The organism is Bradyrhizobium sp. 197 (genome assembly GCF_023073375.1).
Lineage (GTDB): Bacteria > Pseudomonadota > Alphaproteobacteria > Rhizobiales > Xanthobacteraceae > Bradyrhizobium.
In genome coordinates this window covers 119,808-136,645 of record NZ_JADPJJ010000108.1, presented here as the reverse complement: position 1 = coordinate 136,645, position 16,838 = coordinate 119,808, and the positions used below count along the sequence as shown (strand labels likewise).

The window sequence follows — 16,838 nt, the reverse complement described above, 5'->3', positions numbered from 1 at the left end:
TTTGTATGACGCGGCGACGTCTCATGGCGCGCATCGTTTCGACGCCATGGTCGCGTTTCTCAGGACGCTTCCGCCTCGCAACTGAATCCTCACGCGTCGGTGAGGGGCGATTGCGGCCGCCCTTGCAGCGCACGATATCTCCGTCAGCATCAATGGAGACATCGCATGAACATCGACCTTTCCGGAAAGACCGCCCTCGTGACCGGCTCGACCGCCGGCATCGGCCACGCCATCGCCAAGGGTCTTGCCGGCTCGGGAGCTAGCGTCGTGATCAACGGACGCGGCCAGGAGAAGGTCGATGCGGTCGTGCGCAAGCTGCAAGGTGTGGGCGGGAAGGTCCGCGGCATCGCCGCCGATGTCTCGACCGCTGCGGGCTGCAAGGCACTCGTGGCGGCGCTGCCTGAGGTCGATATCCTCATCAACAACGCCGGCATCTTCGAGCCGAAAGACTTTTTCGACATTCCGGACGAGGACTGGAGCCGCTTCTTCGAGGTCAACGTCATGAGCGGCGTGCGTCTCTCGCGCGCGTATTTGAAGGGCATGCTTGGGCGTAACTGGGGCCGCGTCGTCTTCATCTCCTCGGAGTCCGGGCTCAACATTCCCGTCGAGATGATCCACTATGGAATGAGCAAGACGGCCCAGCTTTCGGTCGCGCGAGGCTTGGCGCAGCTAACCCGCGGCACCGGCGTCACCGTCAATTCCGTGCTGCCGGGCCCGACCATGTCTGAAGGCGTCGAGACGTTTGTAAAGGATCTTGCCAAGCAGAACGGCCAGTCACTCGACGAGGCCGCGGCCAATTTCGTCAAACAGCATCGCCCAAGCTCGCTGCTCCAGCGCTTCGCCAGCCTCGACGAAATCGCCAACATGGTGGTTTATGCGGCTTCGAAGGAAGCCTCCGCGACCAACGGCGCGGCGTTGCGTGCCGAGGGCGGCATCGTCAACACGATTGCGTAAAGGCTGCAGTGCAGCGTCAAGCGCGGAATCGCAGGGTGGGATGCGCCGTGCGAACTGCGCTTCGCGCAGTCGCAGGGCTAAGCCACCCTACGCAGCATTATCTACCACCCCTCCAGCACGATCTTGCCGCGCGACTTGCCGCTCTCGAGCAGCGCATGCGCGCGCTTGAGGTTTGCTGCGTTGATCGTGCCAAAGGTCTGGTCGAGCGTGGTGCGCAGCACGCCCTTGTCGATGAGGTCGGCGACATCGCCCAGCAGATGATGCTGCGCGATCATGTCGGCGGTCTGGAACGAGGAGCGCGTGAACATCGATTCCCAATGCACCGAGATCGCCTTGCCCTTGAACGTGCTCATGGTGAATTCCGGGGGATCGTCGATCAGGCCGAACTTGCCCTGGGGTGCCATCACGTCCGCGATCGCCTTGTAGTGCTGGTCGGTGAAGGTGAGGCTCGCAACCAGCGCCACCGGCGGCAGCTTCAGCTTCTCGATCTGCTCCTTCATTGGCTTGCCGTGGTCGATCACCGCATGCGCGCCGAGATCGAGGCACCATTTTTGCGATTCCGGCCGCGTCGCGGTCGCAAGCACCGTCAGCCCGGTGAGGCGGCGGGCGAGCTGGATCAGGATCGAGCCGACGCCGCCGGCGCCGCCCGTGATCAAGAGCGTGCGCGGATCGACACTCTTGCCGGGTACCGCACCGAGCCGATCGAACAACAGCTCCCAAGCGGTGATGGAGGTGAGGGGAAGGGCGGCGGCTTGCGCGAACGACAGGCTTTTCGGCTTGTTGCCGACGATACGCTCGTCGACCAGATGGAATTCGGAGTTGGTGCCCTGGCGCAGGATCGAGCCGGCGTAAAACACCTCGTCGCCCGGCTTGAACAGCGTGACGTCGGGACCGACGGCGTCGACCACGCCGGTCGCGTCATAGCCCAGAATCTTCGTCTCGCCCTCGGGCGGGGCGGCGCGCTTGCGCACCTTGTAATCGACCGGATTGGCCGAGATCGCCTTCACGGCCACGCGGATGTCGCGCCCCTTGGGTTCGGGCTTGGCGGTCTCGAAATCGATCAGCGCGTCCTGATCCTCGATCGGAAGCGACTTTTTGTAGCCGACGGCCTTCATGGCTTGTCTCCATCAGATGGCGTGCTCGCCTGCCGTCCTAACTGTCGCTCTGGCTCTAATTTGGCAAGTACTGTAAATTCGGGGATATAGTCCCTGTTTGGATACTATTGGGAAAACACACATGAAACGGCGCGACTTCGCCCGTCGTCCCGGATGCTCGGTCGAGGCGACGCTCGATCTCATCGACGGCAAGTGGAAGGGCGTGATCCTCTACCACTTGCAGGACGGCACCCAGCGTTTCGGCGAATTACGCCGCCGGGTGCGCGGCATCACCCAGCGCATGCTGACCAAGCAGCTTCGTGCGCTGGAGGAGGACAAGCTCGTCATTCGCAAGGTCTACGCCGAGGTGCCGCCGCGCGTGGAATATTCTCTCTCCGAGCTCGGCGAGAGCCTCAAGCCCGTGATCGACATCCTGAAGGCCTGGGGCGAGAGCCATCAGCAGCGGCTGTCCTGCGCGCCGGCGCCGGTCGTCGTGAAGAAACCGAAGCGCGCCGCGTAGATTTCCGGGAGCGGACGGTGTCGCTCCCGGCAGAGATCATCTCAGAACGCGAACTGCGTGCGCATCGCGACAGCGTCGAACTTCGAGCCGACATCGGCGGCCGAGACCGGTGAGGCCTGTTTCGATACCGTGCCATGCAGATAGTCGAGCATGAAGCGGACGTTGCCGTTGACGTACCAGTTCAGGGCCGCCGTGTAGACGGTCTGCCGGCCGCCTGCGATGCCGGTGGCCGTTCCGAACTGGTCGTTGAGGTCGATCGTCGAGAAGCGCCCCGCGATTTCCCATGCGCCCCAGCCGCCGCCATCGAGCGAGAACGGGTGCGCCGGCTTGACGCCGCCATAGGCCGCGTTCGCCGCGTTGTAGCTGCGGCCCTCGCCCGTCAGCACGTAGCCGGCCTGTGCATAGCCGCCCTGGAATTTGAGGCTCGGCGCACCCAGCGGCGGCAGGCCGGTATTGGCGCTGCGGTCGATGTTGTACCAGAAATACTCGCCCTGCAGGATCAGCGGTCCGTAGGTGGCGGCCGCTTCGACGCTGTAGACCTGCGCGCCGGAGGCATTGGCGATCGCGCCGGTGGTAGCCAGTGCCGTCGGATCGATGCGCAGTTCCGGGCGGTCGCTGAGCGTGACCGTCTGCGCACCCGTCATCATGTTGCGCGGCGGCTGGATCAGCCATTCGGCGTTTCCGCCGAGATGGAGCGAGTAATCCTTGCCGCTGACGACCTGGCCGGCAACGCGGGCGACGGCGCCATACTGCTCGGAGGCACCGTTCGGTGCCACGCTGGACGCGGAATGGATCGCACCGGTCGAGGATCCCGTGACATAGCCGCCGATCCAGAGCTGGTCGTTGTACCAGCGTGTGCCGACGGCGGAGCGGAAGTCGCCCGCGGCGATGCTGGTCGCGACGATGCCCGCTGAGGCGCGCTCCATGAACATGATGTCGTTGGAGCTCGTGGCCTCATCGAGGGTGTAGGGCAGGTCCATGATGCCGCCTTCGATGGCCATCTTGCCGCCGAACGGTTTCAAGCCGGTGTAACTGAGATAGGCGTTCTCGACGCCTGAGACGCCGCCGCCGGGTAGCGAGCCGGGCGCAGAGCCGCCAAATCCGTCGGAGGAACCGCCGAAGTCGTAGACCAGCGCGAAATTCCAGTCGTTGAAGAATTTGCCGGCGAGACCGATGCGCGCGCGACGGACGTTCTCGCCGCTGTCGAGCTTTTGCGGCACGGTCGCCGCCGTGTTGGGCCGATAGTCATAGCCGCCGACATCCCAATGCACGCGGCCGGTGATCCCCACACAGTTCGCCCCATCGGCGGTGCAGATGGTCGGCCGGTTATTCGGCATCGTCACCACGACGCCGGACGCTGGCGCCGGTCCCTTGAGCGGGATCGCCGCGTTGGCATTGGCAACGACGGCCTTCGCTTCGGAACGCGCTTCGGCTTTCGCCTCCGCCTTCGCTTCGGTCCTGGCCTTGGCCGCAGCCGCGGTGTTCGCGGCGGTCTGGCTCTGGAGCTTGTCGAGCTTCTGCTCCAGCATCTTCAACTGCTGCTTCAGGAGCGCGATCTCCTGATCGCTGCTGCTCGCCGATTGGGCCTGGGCCTGCGAGGCCGCCAGCGCGCCGGCGAGACCGATCGCCGTGGCTGCAATTCTGATCCTGCTCACGTCATGACTCCATCGGTTGACGAACTTCCTCAAGTCGCAACGGAGAGCCTAGGTATGATCGATGACTGCCCCGCGACTCTGCGCCCGGTTGCGCGGTTCCCACTGATGTAAATTCGCCGCAACCGAATCCGCCTTGCACCACCATGCAAGATGACGTGCATCATGCCAATCCACAGCCCCGGCAAATTGCTATTTCGCACGCAGGGCTTGCAGGCCGGACACACCAAAAGGGGGCTGAATATGCCGCCGGGCACCCTTCTATTAGCGGGCGAACGCGCCTATATTCCGGCGTCTTTTCCGAGAGGTAGGAATGTTTCGATCGACCTGGGCCGCCGTCGTCACGGCACTGTGCATAGCCTTTTCGGCCAACTTCAATCCGGCCGCCGCGCAGGACCGCCGTGTCCCGTCCTCGCCCGCCGAACTGCGGCTGTCCTATGCGCCGATCGTGCAGCGGGTGCAGCCGGCGGTCGTCAACGTCTATGCCGCCAAGGTAGTGCAGAACCGCAACCCGCTGCTCGACGATCCGATTTTCCGCCGCTTCTTCGGCGCGCCCGGCCAGCAGCAGGAGCAGGTGCAGCGCTCACTTGGTTCGGGCGTGATCGTCGATGCGTCCGGGCTCGTCGTCACCAACGTCCATGTCATCGAAGGCGCCGACCAGGTCAAGGTGTCGCTGTCGGACAAGCGTGAGTTCGAGGCCGAGATCGTGCTGAAGGACTCTCGCAGCGATCTCGCGGTGTTGCGTCTCAAGGACACCAAAGAGAAGTTTCCGGCTCTCGAATTCACCAATTCGGACGAGCTGATGGTAGGCGACGTCGTGATGGCCATCGGCAATCCCTTTGGCGTCGGCCAGACCGTGACCCACGGCATCATCTCGGCGCTGGCGCGTACGCAGGTCGGTATCACCGACTACCAGTTCTTCATCCAGACCGACGCGGCGATCAATCCCGGCAATTCCGGCGGCGCGTTGGTCGACATGAACGGCAGGCTCGCGGGCATCAACACCGCGATCTATTCGCGCTCCGGCGGCTCGCAGGGCATCGGCTTCGCAATCCCCGCCAACATGGTGCGCGTCGTCGTCGCCTCCGCAAAGGGCGGCGGCAAGGCGGTGAAGCGGCCGTGGCTTGGCGCGAAATTGCAGGCGGTGACGCCCGAGATCGCCGAAAGCCTCGGCCTGCGTTCGCCCACCGGCGCGCTGGTCGCAAGCGTCGTTCCGAACGGACCGGCGGCCAAGGCCGGGCTAAAATCCTCCGACTTGATCGTCTCCATCGACGGCCAGACCGTGGATGATCCCAACGCCTTCGACTATCGCTTCGCCACACGGCCGCTCGGCGGCACGGCGCAGATCGACGTGCAGCGCGGCGGCAAGCCGGTCAGGCTGACGGTCGCGCTGGACGCCGCGCCCGATACCGGCCGCAACGAGCTCGTCATCACCGCGCGCTCGCCTCTCCAGGGCGCGAAGGTCTCGACCATCACCCCGGCGCTCGCCGACGAGCTGCATCTGGACGCCGACACCGAAGGCGTCGTGGTCACCGATCTCGGCGGCGACAGCGCGGCCGCGAATGTCGGCTTCCAGAAGGGCGACGTGATCCTGGCGGTCAACAACCAGAAGATCAGCAAGACCAGCGACCTCGAAAAGGCGGCGGCCGAGCGCCAGCGCATCTGGCGCATCACGCTGGTGCGCGGCGGGCAGCAAATCAACGTCACGCTGGGCGGATGAGTCCGAAGCGACCACAGGAGACGCCAACTCTCTTTGCCGCGGCGGGGCTCGATCACGAGGCTCCGCATCCGCTGCCGGATCGGCTGCGGCCGCGCGCGCTCGCGGAGGTCGTCGGCCAGGATCACATCTTGGGTCCCGACGGCGCGCTGACGCGCATGCTGGAGACGCGCACGCTGGGGTCGCTGGTATTCTGGGGCCCGCCCGGCACCGGCAAGACCACGGTAGCGCGGCTGCTCGCGGACGCCACCGATTTGCATTTCGAGCAGATCTCCGCGGTGTTCTCCGGCGTCGCCGATTTGAAGAAAGCCTTTGAGGCCGCGCGTGCCCGCCGCGAGATGGGCAAGGGCACGCTGCTGTTCGTCGACGAGGTGCATCGCTTCAACCGCGCCCAGCAGGATTCGTTTCTGCCCGTCATGGAAGACGGCACGGTGGTGATGGTCGGCGCCACCACCGAAAACCCGTCCTTCGAACTCAACGCGGCGCTTCTGTCCCGGGCGCGCGTGCTGGTGTTTCGCTCGCTCGATGCGGCCGCGATCGAAAAGCTGTTCGCGCATGCCGAGGAGGTCGAGGGGCGCAAGCTGCCGCTCGACGAGGAAGCGCGCGCCGTGCTGGTTCGCATGGCCGATGGCGACGGCCGTGCGTCGCTGACGCTCGTCGAGGAAGTCTGGCGCGCCGCGCGCAAGGACGAGGTTTTCGACGCCGCGCAATTGCAGGAGATTTTGCAGCGTCGCGCGCCCATCTACGACAAGTCGGCCGATGGCCATTACAATTTGATCTCGGCGCTGCATAAGTCGGTACGGGGCTCCGATCCCGATGCCGCGCTGTATTATCTCGCGCGCATGCTCGATGCCGGCGAGGACCCGCTGTTCCTGGCCCGGCGCGTCGTGCGCATGGCAGTGGAGGACATCGGCCTTGCCGATCCGCAGGCGCTCGTCATTGCTAACGCCGCCAAGGATGCCTTCGACTTCCTCGGCCATCCCGAGGGCGAGCTCGCCATCGCGCAGGCCGTGGTCTATCTCGCCACCGCGCCGAAATCGAACGCCGTCTACACCGCCTTCGGCACGGCGATGCAGGTCGCAAAGCAGGCCGGCTCGCTGCTGCCGCCGAAACATATCCTGAATTCCCCGACCAAGCTGATGAAGTCGGAAGGCTACGGCGCATCTTACGAATACGACCACGACACCCCGGACGCGTTCTCCGGCCAGGACTACTTTCCGGAAGCCCTGGGCCGCCAGACCTTCTACGACCCGCCCGAGCGCGGTTTTGAACGCGAGATCCGCAAGCGGCTGGATTATTGGGCCAAGTTGCGGAAGGAGCGGGGTGGCTGAGGCCAGAAGCGCCATTTCGTCGTGACGAAAGGGCACTTTTGGGCTAGGCAGGCATCATGAGCCGCCGCATCAAAAGAACCGATCCAAAGCCCCGTTCGCGCGATGAGCGCAAGGAAACGCGCCCGTTCAAGGCGCACAGCGCGAAGACAGCTGGGCCGCGGCCGGGCGGCAAGCCCGGCGCGAAGCCACCGCGCTTTGCGCCCGAGCGCACTGAGCGGCGTGTGTCGGAGCCTGCGCTGGAAACGTCCGCGCCAGCAAAGCCCGTCGAGGCGCTGCTGCCGACCAAGGTGGAGACCGTCAAGGTTACGGCCGACGAGAACAACATGCGCGTCGATCGTTTCCTCGAAGCGCGCTTTCCCGGCCTGTCGTTCTCCCACATCCAACGCGTCGTCCGCAAAGGTGAGCTGCGGGTCGACGGCAAGCGTGTCGACAGCAAGGACCGGCTGGAGGAGGGCCAGAGCGTCCGCATTCCGCCGCTGAAGCTCGACACGCCGAAGGCGCCCAATCCGCAGTCGGAGGCAGCGCAAAAGACGCTTGCTGCGTTGAAGGAAATGACGATCTACGAGGACGACGACGTTCTCGTCCTGAACAAGCCGGCCGGCCTCGCCGTGCAGGGCGGCTCGGGCATGACGCGGCACATCGACCAGATGCTCGAGGTGATGCGCGATTCCAAGGGCCAGAAGCCGCGCCTCGTGCACCGCATCGACAGGGAGACGTCGGGCTGCCTCCTGGTCGCGAAGACGCGCTTTGCCGCCTCGCATCTGACCGGCGCATTTCGTTCGCGGTCGGCGCGAAAGACCTATTGGGCGCTGGTGCCGGGCTTGCCGAAGCCGAAGCAGGGCCGCATCTCTACCTTCCTTGCGAAGGAAGAAAGCGAGGACGACACCATCATGCGCATCGCCCAGCATGGCGACGAGGGCGCAAGCCACGCGGTGACATACTATGCGGTGGTCGAGACTGCCGGCAACAAGCTGACCTGGGTGTCGCTGAAGCCGGTGACGGGGCGCACCCACCAGCTGCGCGCCCACATGGAACATATCGGCCACCCCATCGTCGGCGATCCCAAATATTTCAACATCGAGAACTGGCAACTGCCGGGCGGCCTGCAAAACCGGCTGCATCTGCTGGCGCGCCGTATCGTCATTCCGCATCCGCGCGGCGGCGTGATCGACGCCACCGCGCCATTGCCGCAGCACATGCAGCAGTCGTGGAATTTGCTCGGGCTCGATGCAACCAGATTTGATCCGATCGAGAACGCGCCGGAAGAGTAGTTGGGCTGTCTTATTGGCTCGCAAGTTGGCGGGCTAGGTTCATTCTGATCAATTTGCGAAACCGGTCGGACGCCACTACGGGATCCTGGCGACGAAACATCGCGAGAATGTTGAATACTAAAAAGAATGGGGTAGTGAGCATTCCTCTTGGAGACCACCATCCCGCCAAGAGGCAACACAATAGATCCTCCTTCTGCCGCTGATGAGCACATGTCTGGCAAGCAACGAAAGAACTCGTTTGCCACGATGAATATACGAAGAAGGACTGTATTTTGTGAGACTCGTAGATGTCGACATTACGGTTCTGACCGCAATTCGGGCAAGGTCCCGCGTGCTCCCGCGCAATAATTGCATCCAACTTGTCGGAGGGAAAACCGTCGAGGCAGCTGAGCAACGCCTTTCCTCTTGAGTGACAAAGCCCATTACAATAGCGATACGATCCGTCCTTTATTGCCCAGCCTCTATAAGTCCCACTGCAATAGTCGCATGTAGCCATTGCTTGCCCCCATGAATGCATGGCCGGCGAACAGAACGCCAGATAGGCTAGACTACCTCAATTCCGAAACTGCTCGAGAAATATCGGCAAGCTGTCATCCGGGCTCTCGATACCAGTGATCAGCCAACCCTCGGGCCCGTTGACCAGGATGAAGTTCAGCGTGACCGGCCGGCCGCGGTTGTCGAAATTCGCCGCGACATAGGTCTTGTCGTATTGCATGCGAATGATCGCGATCGCGACGGGGCAGAGCTTCCAGCTCGGGCTCTGCACCAGGAAATCGTAGGGCTCGACCCGCGGCATGGACCACACGTTGCGTAAGGAGGGTCGAAGAATTGCGGGGCGGTGGCGGCATCCCGTGGCAGGCCTTTCGAACGCTCCGGCGCGCCCTGGCCGTAATGAGCGTAGACGTTGCGGACCACCGATTCCGGAGTCCGAAAGCCGGCCTCCGCCGTGGCCTGCCAAAACCCGGCGAGCAGAGACACAATGCCCGCAAGTTCCCTCATACCTCCCGCTCGCTTTATCGGCGGCCGGTCTTACCTTACAAGCCTAGCATTGAGTGATCGGGACCGAAAACGAGATGCGCGAATTGTTCGATGAAGCTGCGGGGCGCCCCCCGCTTGATCCGCAGGAATCGGTCCGCCAGGCCGCGCGCGTGCCGCAGCGCAAGCGCTTCTACAAGGACGCCGGCGTTGCTGAGGCCGAAGGCGGCTTCGCCATCACGCTTGACGGCAAGCCGATCCGTACGCCGTCCGGCCGCCAGGTCGTGATCCCGTCGCGCGCGCTGGCCGATGCGGTCGCCGCGGAATGGGCGGCTCAGGGCGAGACGATCAGTCCCATGACCATGCCGCTGACCCGGATCGCCAACAGCGTGGTCGAGGGCGTCGTGGATCGCGTCGATCTCGTCAGCGACGATCTCGCGAAATACCTTCAGACTGACCTGCTGTTCTATCGCGCCGGCGATCCGGAGGGGCTGGTTGCCCGCGAGGCCGCACATTGGGACCCCGTGCTGTTCTGGGCCGCGGAGGCGTTGGGCGCGCATTTCATCCTGTCCGAGGGCATCATGCATGTGAAGCAGCCGGACGAGGCGGTCCAGGCCGCGCGCGCTGCGCTGCCGCGGGATGCCTGGTCGGTCGCGGCGCTCCATGTGGTGACGACCCTGACCGGCTCGGCGCTGCTGGCGCTGGCGCTGGCCCACGGCGTCCGCGATGCCGGCCAGGTCTGGGCGGCCGCTCATGTCGACGAGGACTGGAACGCCGAGAAGTGGGGCGCGGACGAGGAGGCGGCCGGCCGCCGGGTCGCCCGCCTGCGGGATTTCGAGGCTGCCGTGGCGGTTTTGACTGCGGTGAAGCCGCCCACGGCCGAAGGTCCTTAACGAGAGGTTTACGAGGCGGCCTTAGGGTGATGCCAGCGTTCCCTGGGCCGCCCCAAATGCCGACGCCGATAAGCTCGATCGTTCCCGTCAGTGCTGCCAGCCCTGTTGCTGATGTGGCGATGCCTGATCTTGTGCTGCAGGCCGGCAGCGTGGTGGACGCAAAAGTCGTCAGCGTGCTCGCGGACAATCTGGTGCGGATCGCGATCGCCAACCTCTCGATGGATGTAATGTCCGAGGTGGCGCTATCGCCCGGACAAAATCTCCAGCTCGCGGTGTCGCAGAACGACGGCACCATCCGGCTCGCCATTATCGGCGGGGCGGGCGAGGCGGCGGCCGATCAGGTCACGCTGACGCCGGCTGCGGCCTCGCTGGTGGACAGTCCGGCGCTGGCGCCGTCGACGGGCGCGGCCCGCAATACCCTGAGCTCGTCCGAACAGGTCGCCGTCACAACGGCCTCGGCCGAGGCCGTTACCAAGCAGGGCAGTCAGGCGCCGCTGTTCGCCAATCTGGCAGCGGTCGTCACGGGCAGCGATCTGCCGGGAGGGCTGAAGCAGGCGGTGCTGGGCGTGCTGGCGCAGCAGACGCCGCTCGACACCGGGCTCGATGGCGGCGACATCGAATCCGCCTTCCAGAAGTCCGGCCTGTTCCTCGAGGCCTCGCTGGCCTCCGGCGCGACGCCGTCCTCTGGCACGATGCCCGACCTGAAGGCGGCATTGCTGGTGCTGCGACAGACGCTGACGACGCTCGATACCGCGACCCCACAGGGCGCCGCGACTCTTGCTGGCGCCCCGGGGACACCGCAGGCCGCTGTCGCGCCGGCTCGGGCAGCAGATGAGGCCGCGCCGACCGCATTGCCGTCAACCGAACCCGACATCGCCCAACCGCCGCGCAGCGCCAATCTTGCGGCTACCATACTGGCCGACATCGCCGGCAACTCTCCGCAGGCCGCGATGCCACGAACCATGACCGCAGGCCTGGCCGCGAGCCTCCTGCAGGAGATCACGCAGAGCCTGCCGCGCATGACCGGCAACGTGCCGGGCTCAAACAAGGTCGTGCCTGACGGACATGTTTTCGAAGCCGCCTCGCGCGCGACGCCGCCGCCGGTTCGCGGCGCGTTGCCGTCGCCGCAATCCATTGCCTCGCCATCACTCGCACCGGATACGCCGCTCGCTGCGACCGTGCATCGGCTGCTCGACGACACCGATGCTGCGATCGCGCGCCAGACCTTGCTCCAGGTTGCTTCGCTTCCTGATCGCATTGACGCCAGCGGTCACAGGATCGATCCGAGCGTGCCGCAGTGGAATTTCGAGATTCCCTTCGCAACGCCGCAGGGCACCGCAATGGCGCAGTTCGAAATCTCGCGCGACGGCGGCAATGAATCCGCCGATCCCGCCAAGCGCGCATGGCGCGCGCGCTTCACGCTCAATGTCGAGCCGGCCGGTCCCGTGCATGCTCTGATTACGCTCAACGGCGACAAGACCTTCGTGCGGATGTGGGCGGAGCGGCCGGCGACGGCGCAGCAGCTCCGCGCAGGAATCGGCGAGCTCAACCAGGCCCTGACCAGGGCCGAGCTCAAGCCCGGCGACATCCTGGTCCGCGATGGCACCCCGCCACAGCCCGCACCCGCCCGCGCCGGCCACTTCCTGGATCGCGCCACATGAGCGACCCGTCGAAGCTTGCGATTGCGCTACATTACGAGAAGGGCAGCAACGCGCCGGTCGTCGTCGCCAAGGGCAAGGGCACGATCGGCGAAAAGATCGTCGAGATCGCCAAGGCCAACGACATACCGATCGAGGAGAACGAGATCTTGGCCGGCGCGCTGTCCAAGGTCGAACTCGGCGAGGAGATCCCGCCCGATCTCTACAAGGCCGTCGCCGAAGTGCTGGTGTTCGTGCTGCGGCTGTCGGGCAGGCGGTAAAGCATGATCCGGACCCGAAGGGCCGCGTGAGCGCAAAGTGTGCAGCGGTTTTCCGAAGAGATCATGCTCAAGAAATAACCTGTCATCGTTTCACCACGATAGCGACCGCATGGTCGCGGCCATCTTCATCGCGTAACGGACACCGCCAGTGCTCACCCGCCGTTCCACCCTCGGCTTTCTCGCCGCAGCTGCCGCTTTGCCATCGCGTGCATTCGCCCATGTCGCGCCGCCACGCAACGAGATCCGTGACAGCCTCGCAAAGCGCTTCACCGACCTCGGCACGGCCGGGACGTTCGTCGGCTACAAGGTCGAGGACTATCTGATCGTCGCGAGCGACAAGGAACGTTCGGGCGAGGCGAAGCTGCCAGCCTCGACCTTCAAGATTCCGAACTCGCTGATCGCGCTCGAAACTGGCATCGTTGCCGATCCCGACAAGGACGTATTTCCCTGGGATGGCGTGAAGCGTCCGATCGAGGCCTGGAACAAGGCTCACACGCTACGCAGCGCGATCGCGGTGAGCGCGGTACCGGTCTATCAGGAGATCGCGCGCCGCATCGGGCAAGAGCGCATGCAAAAGTATGTCGATCTGTTCGACTATGGCAACCGCGACATCGGCGGCGGCATCGACCAGTTCTGGCTCACCGGCGCCTTGCGCATCGATCCGGTCGAGCAGGTCGATTTCGTCGACAGGCTGCGCCGCCGCGCGCTGCCGATCTCCAAGCGCAGCCAGGATCTCGTCGCCGACATCCTGCCGGTGACCAAGGTCGGCGATAGCGTCATTCGGGCCAAGTCAGGGTTGCTTGGCGCCGAGCGCGGCGAGCCGTCGCTTGGCTGGATGGTGGGCTGGGCCGAGAAGGGCGAAGCGCATACCGTGTTCGCGCTCAACATGGACTGCAAGGAGCCGCGTCTGGTCGGCGAGCGCATGCCGCTGACGCAAGCCTGCCTTGCCGAGATCGGCGCGATCTAGCGCTACCAGGCTGGCGCCGCTTGATTAGCATCCCCCGGGTCAAGAAAACCGGGAGGACAAAATGAACTCAACACCACTCTGGCTGCCGTCGCTCACGCTTGCCGCAGCTGGCGGCTGGCTCGCCGCCACGATGTTTGCAGCGCCTGCCACCAGCAAGGAGCCACGCTTTCCGCAGCTCACGATGGACCAGCTCGACGCCAAGCAGAAGCCGCTCGGCGAGCAGATCATGAAGGTGTCGAGCGTCGGCATCGGCGGTCCGTACAATCCGATGATCCGCAGTCCCGTGCTCGGCCAGCGCCTGTTCGATCTGTTCTATTATCTGCGCTGGGAAACCTCGGTCCCGAGCAAGCTCAACGAGTTTGCGATTTTGATCATCGGGCGGCAGTGGCGCTCGCAGGTCGAGTGGTACGCCCATGCGCCGCTCGCGGCCAAGGCTGGCCTGTCGGCCGACATCATCGCGGAGCTGAAGGCCAACAAGCGGCCGTCGAAGATGGCCGAGGACGAGACCGTCGTCTACGACTTCGTCACCGAACTCACCACGACCAAGAAGGTCGGCGACAAAACCTATGCGCGCGCCAGGAAGGTCTTCAACGATCAGCAGATCGTCGACCTCACCGCGCTCGCAGGCAACTATGTGATGGTCGCCATGCTGCTGGCGATGGCGGAAGAGACGGTGCCGCCGGACAAGCAGGAGCCGTTCAAGGCGGGTGAGCCGTAGGCTCGTCATTGCGCGAGGAGCGGGTCAGGCGTCCTTCTGCCGGCCGATCCGGCCGAGATGGGTGAAGCCGAACCCGGCCGCATATTTCAGGCCATAGCCGAGCGCCCGGTCGAGGCCGATATGGGCGAGCCAGATCAAGGCGATGGACAGGGTGAGCGGCGAGGCGAGGCCGAAGCCAAGCGTCATCAGCGCGACCGGCGCCATGTAGCTGTGGGCGGCGTTGTAGACCAGCGCGCCGAATTTGGCGTCGGCAAGATAGGCGAGAAAACTCAGATCGGGGACCAGGAAGAGCAGGGCAAAGACTGCCCAGGAGCCGTCCCAGGTCCAGTAGAGCATCACCATCCCCACAAACAAGGTCAGGCCCTCCAGCCGCAGCAGGATATTGACGCCGCCCGTCGCCGCGCCCGTCTCAGCCGTTCCTTCGGTCATGCTCGCCTCCCAGGCAAAACTTTGTAATTCCTTGCGCTTTCGCGCTGCGGCAAGGCAGCTCTGCGGCGCCGAAAGCCGCTTCCCGGCCCGCAAAATGCCGTGTTAGAACCCCGGCAATCGCATTTAGGCTAAGAACTGGCGGGAGCAAATGAAGAATATCCTGGACGCCCTTGAAGACCGTCGCGCCGGCGCAAAGCTCGGCGGCGGGGAGAAGCGCATCGAGGCGCAGCACGCCCGCGGCAAGCTGACCGCGCGCGAGCGCATCGAGCTCTTGCTCGACAAGGGATCGTTCGAGGAATTCGACATGTTCGTCGAGCACCGCTCCACCGAGTTCGGCATGGAGAAGAACAAGGTGCCCGGCGACGGCGTTGTCACCGGCTGGGGCACTGTCAACGGCCGCAAGACGTTCGTGTTCGCCAAGGATTTTACGGTGTTCGGCGGGTCGCTCTCTGAAACGCACGCGCTGAAGATCACAAAACTTCAGGACATGGCGATGAAGGCGCGGGCGCCGATCATCGGCCTCTATGACGCGGGCGGCGCCCGCATCCAGGAGGGCGTAGCTGCCTTGGCCGGTTATTCCTACGTGTTCCGCCGCAACGTGCTCGCCTCGGGCGTGATCCCGCAGATCTCAGTCATCATGGGCCCGTGTGCCGGCGGCGACGTCTATTCGCCGGCCATGACCGATTTCATCTTCATGGTGAAGAACACCAGCTACATGTTCGTCACCGGCCCGGACGTGGTGAAGACAGTCACCAACGAGGTCGTCACCGCGGAAGAGCTCGGCGGCGCTTCGGTGCACGCCACGCGCTCCTCGATCGCGGACGGCGCCTTCGAGAACGACGTCGAGACGCTGCTGCAGATGCGACGCCTGGTCGACTTCCTGCCGTCCAACAACACCGACGGCGTGCCGGAATGGCCGAGCTTCGACGACATCGGCCGCGTCGACATGTCCCTGGACACGCTGATCCCGGACAATCCGAACAAGCCCTACGACATGAAGGAGCTGATCCTGAAGGTCGTGGACGAGGGCGACTTCTTCGAGATCGCGGACGCCTTCGCCAAGAACATCGTCACCGGATTCGGCCGCATCGCCGGCCGCACGGTGGGCTTCGTCGCCAATCAGCCGATGGTGCTCGCCGGGGTGCTCGACAGCGACGCTTCGCGGAAAGCCGCGCGCTTCGTCCGCTTCTGCGACGCCTTCAACATCCCGATCGTCACCTTCGTGGATGTGCCGGGATTCCTGCCGGGCACCGCGCAGGAATATGGCGGCTTGATCAAACACGGCGCAAAGCTGCTGTTCGCCTACTCGCAGTGCACCGTGCCGCTGGTGACCATCATCACCCGCAAGGCCTATGGCGGCGCCTTCGACGTCATGGCCTCCAAGGAGATCGGCGCCGACATGAACTATGCATGGCCAACCGCCCAGATCGCCGTGATGGGCGCCAAGGGCGCGGTCGAGATCATCTTCCGCGCCGACATCGGCGACCCCGACAAGATCGCGGCCCGCACCAAGGAATACGAAGATCGCTTCCTGTCGCCGTTCATCGCCGCCGAGCGCGGCTACATCGACGACGTCATCATGCCGCACTCGACGCGAAAACGGATTGCAAGGGCGTTGTCGATGCTGAAGGACAAGAAGGTGGAAACGCCTGCGAAGAAGCACGACAATTTGCCGTTGTAGAGGACTTGTAGCCCGGAGGAGCGTAGCGACATCCGGGTTTTCTATCCAAGTCCCGCATGTCGCTTCGCTCATGCGGGCTACCGGCTCCGTTTTTGATCTGGCATCCTCGATCCAAATCCCATGACCGAAGCCGATCCGACCGACGAGATTTCAGACCTTGAAGACCGGATCGCGGCGCTGGCCGAGATTGCCGAGCGATGCCGGAAGTATATTCTGGCGTCCAAGATCGCCATTGGTGGCGGGGCTGCACTGTTGCTGATCACGATCCTCGGTCTGTTCGGGACAGGTCAGACCGCCGCGCTGGGATCAGTAGCTCTCGTGCTCGGCGGGATCGTCTCGCTCGGCTCGAACGTCAGTACGCTGCGACAGACTGACGAGGCCATCGGTGCTGCGGAGGCGCGCCGTTCAGCTTTGATCAGCAGCTTCGATCTTCGCGTGGTCGCCGATACGCCGATGAAGCTCGTGTAACGAACTGCCTTACGCCGCGGCCCTGTGCGTCAGCACCTGCAACTCCGTGCGGCATTCGGCTGCGAGCGCCTGAAGGCGTTGCGCGGTTTGTTGGTCGAGGATCGCCTTTGCCAGGCGCTCGGCGCGGGCAAGCTGGTCTTTGAGATATTCGATGCGGGCCATGTGTCACCTTCCGCCCCTGATAATTGAAGCCGTTTGCTTCGTTCCGATGGTCGCGATCGTATGGCCAATGCCGGGCTAGTTATGTGAG

16 protein-coding genes and 1 pseudogene are annotated in these 16,838 nt (G+C 64.4%); 12 read left to right on the top strand and 5 right to left on the bottom strand.

What is annotated here, in order from left to right:
* Positions 1-165: 165 nt before the first annotated feature.
* Entirely contained in the window at positions 166-954 is a 789-nt protein-coding gene (locus tag IVB27_RS25880) for an SDR family NAD(P)-dependent oxidoreductase (RefSeq protein ID WP_247445969.1), read from the top strand.
* A gap of 101 nt (positions 955-1,055) precedes the next feature.
* Here the strand turns inward: IVB27_RS25880 and IVB27_RS25875 are convergent, their stop codons facing one another.
* Positions 1,056-2,069 carry a zinc-binding alcohol dehydrogenase family protein gene (locus IVB27_RS25875; RefSeq protein WP_247445968.1) on the bottom strand — a complete coding sequence of 338 codons (1,014 nt, stop codon included), beginning with the start codon at positions 2,067-2,069 and terminating at the stop codon, positions 1,056-1,058.
* A 121-nt stretch (positions 2,070-2,190) separates the two neighbouring features.
* Between IVB27_RS25875 and IVB27_RS25870 the strand changes: the two genes are divergently transcribed.
* Positions 2,191-2,568, top strand: a complete 378-nt coding sequence (locus tag IVB27_RS25870) for a winged helix-turn-helix transcriptional regulator (RefSeq protein WP_247445967.1) — start codon at positions 2,191-2,193, stop codon at positions 2,566-2,568.
* A gap of 41 nt (positions 2,569-2,609) precedes the next feature.
* Here the strand turns inward: IVB27_RS25870 and IVB27_RS25865 are convergent, their stop codons facing one another.
* Positions 2,610-4,223, bottom strand: coding sequence for an OprO/OprP family phosphate-selective porin (locus IVB27_RS25865; protein WP_247445966.1), 1,614 nt, complete (start codon positions 4,221-4,223; stop codon positions 2,610-2,612).
* Positions 4,224-4,533: 310 nt separating this feature from the next.
* Here IVB27_RS25865 and IVB27_RS25860 point away from each other — a divergent pair, with 310 nt between their 5' ends.
* From IVB27_RS25860 to IVB27_RS25850, 3 genes are read left to right on the top strand one after another with little or no spacing between them, the layout of a single operon-like run.
* Entirely contained in the window at positions 4,534-5,940 is a 1,407-nt protein-coding gene (locus tag IVB27_RS25860) for a DegQ family serine endoprotease (protein ID WP_247341200.1), read from the top strand.
* Positions 5,937-7,268 carry a replication-associated recombination protein A gene (locus IVB27_RS25855; RefSeq protein WP_247445965.1) on the top strand — a complete coding sequence of 444 codons (1,332 nt, stop codon included), beginning with the start codon at positions 5,937-5,939 and terminating at the stop codon, positions 7,266-7,268. The genes IVB27_RS25860 and IVB27_RS25855 overlap by 4 nt, the downstream gene beginning before the upstream one ends.
* Before the next feature lie 56 nt (positions 7,269-7,324).
* Positions 7,325-8,539, top strand: coding sequence for an RluA family pseudouridine synthase (locus tag IVB27_RS25850; protein WP_247445964.1), 1,215 nt, complete (start codon positions 7,325-7,327; stop codon positions 8,537-8,539).
* A 553-nt stretch (positions 8,540-9,092) separates the two neighbouring features.
* On the opposite strand, the pseudogene IVB27_RS25845 reads toward IVB27_RS25850, so the two are convergent.
* Positions 9,093-9,538: pseudogene (locus IVB27_RS25845) on the bottom strand (hypothetical protein).
* A gap of 74 nt (positions 9,539-9,612) precedes the next feature.
* On the opposite strand from IVB27_RS25845, the gene IVB27_RS25840 reads away from it, so the two are divergent.
* The 5 genes from IVB27_RS25840 to IVB27_RS25820 all read left to right on the top strand — a co-directional run bounded on the left by IVB27_RS25840 (position 9,613) and on the right by IVB27_RS25820 (position 14,010).
* Positions 9,613-10,407 carry an ATP12 family chaperone protein gene (locus tag IVB27_RS25840; RefSeq protein ID WP_247445963.1) on the top strand — a complete coding sequence of 265 codons (795 nt, stop codon included), beginning with the start codon at positions 9,613-9,615 and terminating at the stop codon, positions 10,405-10,407.
* 56 nt (positions 10,408-10,463) lie between these two features.
* On the top strand, positions 10,464-12,068 hold the full coding sequence (locus IVB27_RS25835; protein ID WP_247445962.1) for a flagellar hook-length control protein FliK: 1,605 nt from the start codon (positions 10,464-10,466) through the stop codon (positions 12,066-12,068).
* Positions 12,065-12,325: an EscU/YscU/HrcU family type III secretion system export apparatus switch protein gene (locus tag IVB27_RS25830; protein ID WP_007603059.1), complete on the top strand. Its 261-nt coding sequence runs from the start codon at positions 12,065-12,067 to the stop codon at positions 12,323-12,325. The genes IVB27_RS25835 and IVB27_RS25830 overlap by 4 nt, the downstream gene beginning before the upstream one ends.
* Before the next feature lie 148 nt (positions 12,326-12,473).
* A complete protein-coding gene (locus IVB27_RS25825) occupies positions 12,474-13,292 on the top strand; it encodes a penicillin-binding transpeptidase domain-containing protein (RefSeq protein WP_247445961.1) in 819 nt (272 codons plus the stop codon).
* Between the two features lie 61 nt (positions 13,293-13,353).
* The gene (locus IVB27_RS25820; RefSeq protein ID WP_247445960.1) at positions 13,354-14,010 is read left to right on the top strand and encodes a carboxymuconolactone decarboxylase family protein; all 657 of its coding nucleotides are present in this window, start codon (positions 13,354-13,356) and stop codon (positions 14,008-14,010) included.
* 24 nt (positions 14,011-14,034) lie between these two features.
* On the opposite strand, the gene IVB27_RS25815 is transcribed toward IVB27_RS25820, so the two are convergent.
* Positions 14,035-14,439 (bottom strand): DUF4260 domain-containing protein, encoded by a 405-nt coding sequence (locus tag IVB27_RS25815; RefSeq protein ID WP_247445959.1) that lies wholly within the window; start codon positions 14,437-14,439, stop codon positions 14,035-14,037.
* 148 nt (positions 14,440-14,587) lie between these two features.
* Between IVB27_RS25815 and IVB27_RS25810 the strand changes: the two genes are divergently transcribed.
* Together IVB27_RS25810 and IVB27_RS25805 are read left to right on the top strand one after the other, a co-directional pair.
* Positions 14,588-16,120 (top strand): acyl-CoA carboxylase subunit beta, encoded by a 1,533-nt coding sequence (locus IVB27_RS25810; protein ID WP_247445958.1) that lies wholly within the window; start codon positions 14,588-14,590, stop codon positions 16,118-16,120.
* 120 nt (positions 16,121-16,240) lie between these two features.
* Positions 16,241-16,588, top strand: coding sequence for a hypothetical protein (locus IVB27_RS25805; RefSeq protein ID WP_247445957.1), 348 nt, complete (start codon positions 16,241-16,243; stop codon positions 16,586-16,588).
* 9 nt (positions 16,589-16,597) lie between these two features.
* On the opposite strand, the gene IVB27_RS25800 is transcribed toward IVB27_RS25805, so the two are convergent.
* Entirely contained in the window at positions 16,598-16,750 is a 153-nt protein-coding gene (locus IVB27_RS25800) for a hypothetical protein (RefSeq protein WP_247445956.1), read from the bottom strand.
* Positions 16,751-16,838: the final 88 nt, after the last annotated feature.

Bases quoted from the DNA above. Each gene is read 5' to 3' on its own strand.
- IVB27_RS25805 (WP_247445957.1), top strand. From the start codon at position 16,241: ATGACCGAAGCCGATCCGACCGACGAGATTTCAGACCTTGAAGACCGG.
- IVB27_RS25820 (WP_247445960.1), top strand. From the start codon at position 13,354: ATGAACTCAACACCACTCTGGCTGCCGTCGCTCACGCTTGCCGCAGCT.
- IVB27_RS25880 (WP_247445969.1), top strand. From the start codon at position 166: ATGAACATCGACCTTTCCGGAAAGACCGCCCTCGTGACCGGCTCGACC.
- IVB27_RS25800 (WP_247445956.1), bottom strand. From the start codon at position 16,750: ATGGCCCGCATCGAATATCTCAAAGACCAGCTTGCCCGCGCCGAGCGC.
- IVB27_RS25860 (WP_247341200.1), top strand. From the start codon at position 4,534: ATGTTTCGATCGACCTGGGCCGCCGTCGTCACGGCACTGTGCATAGCC.
- IVB27_RS25810 (WP_247445958.1), top strand. From the start codon at position 14,588: ATGAAGAATATCCTGGACGCCCTTGAAGACCGTCGCGCCGGCGCAAAG.
- IVB27_RS25835 (WP_247445962.1), top strand. From the start codon at position 10,464: ATGCCGACGCCGATAAGCTCGATCGTTCCCGTCAGTGCTGCCAGCCCT.
- IVB27_RS25870 (WP_247445967.1), top strand. From the start codon at position 2,191: ATGAAACGGCGCGACTTCGCCCGTCGTCCCGGATGCTCGGTCGAGGCG.
- IVB27_RS25875 (WP_247445968.1), bottom strand. From the start codon at position 2,069: ATGAAGGCCGTCGGCTACAAAAAGTCGCTTCCGATCGAGGATCAGGAC.
- IVB27_RS25840 (WP_247445963.1), top strand. From the start codon at position 9,613: ATGCGCGAATTGTTCGATGAAGCTGCGGGGCGCCCCCCGCTTGATCCG.
- IVB27_RS25855 (WP_247445965.1), top strand. From the start codon at position 5,937: ATGAGTCCGAAGCGACCACAGGAGACGCCAACTCTCTTTGCCGCGGCG.
- IVB27_RS25830 (WP_007603059.1), top strand. From the start codon at position 12,065: ATGAGCGACCCGTCGAAGCTTGCGATTGCGCTACATTACGAGAAGGGC.
- IVB27_RS25815 (WP_247445959.1), bottom strand. From the start codon at position 14,439: ATGACCGAAGGAACGGCTGAGACGGGCGCGGCGACGGGCGGCGTCAAT.
- IVB27_RS25850 (WP_247445964.1), top strand. From the start codon at position 7,325: ATGAGCCGCCGCATCAAAAGAACCGATCCAAAGCCCCGTTCGCGCGAT.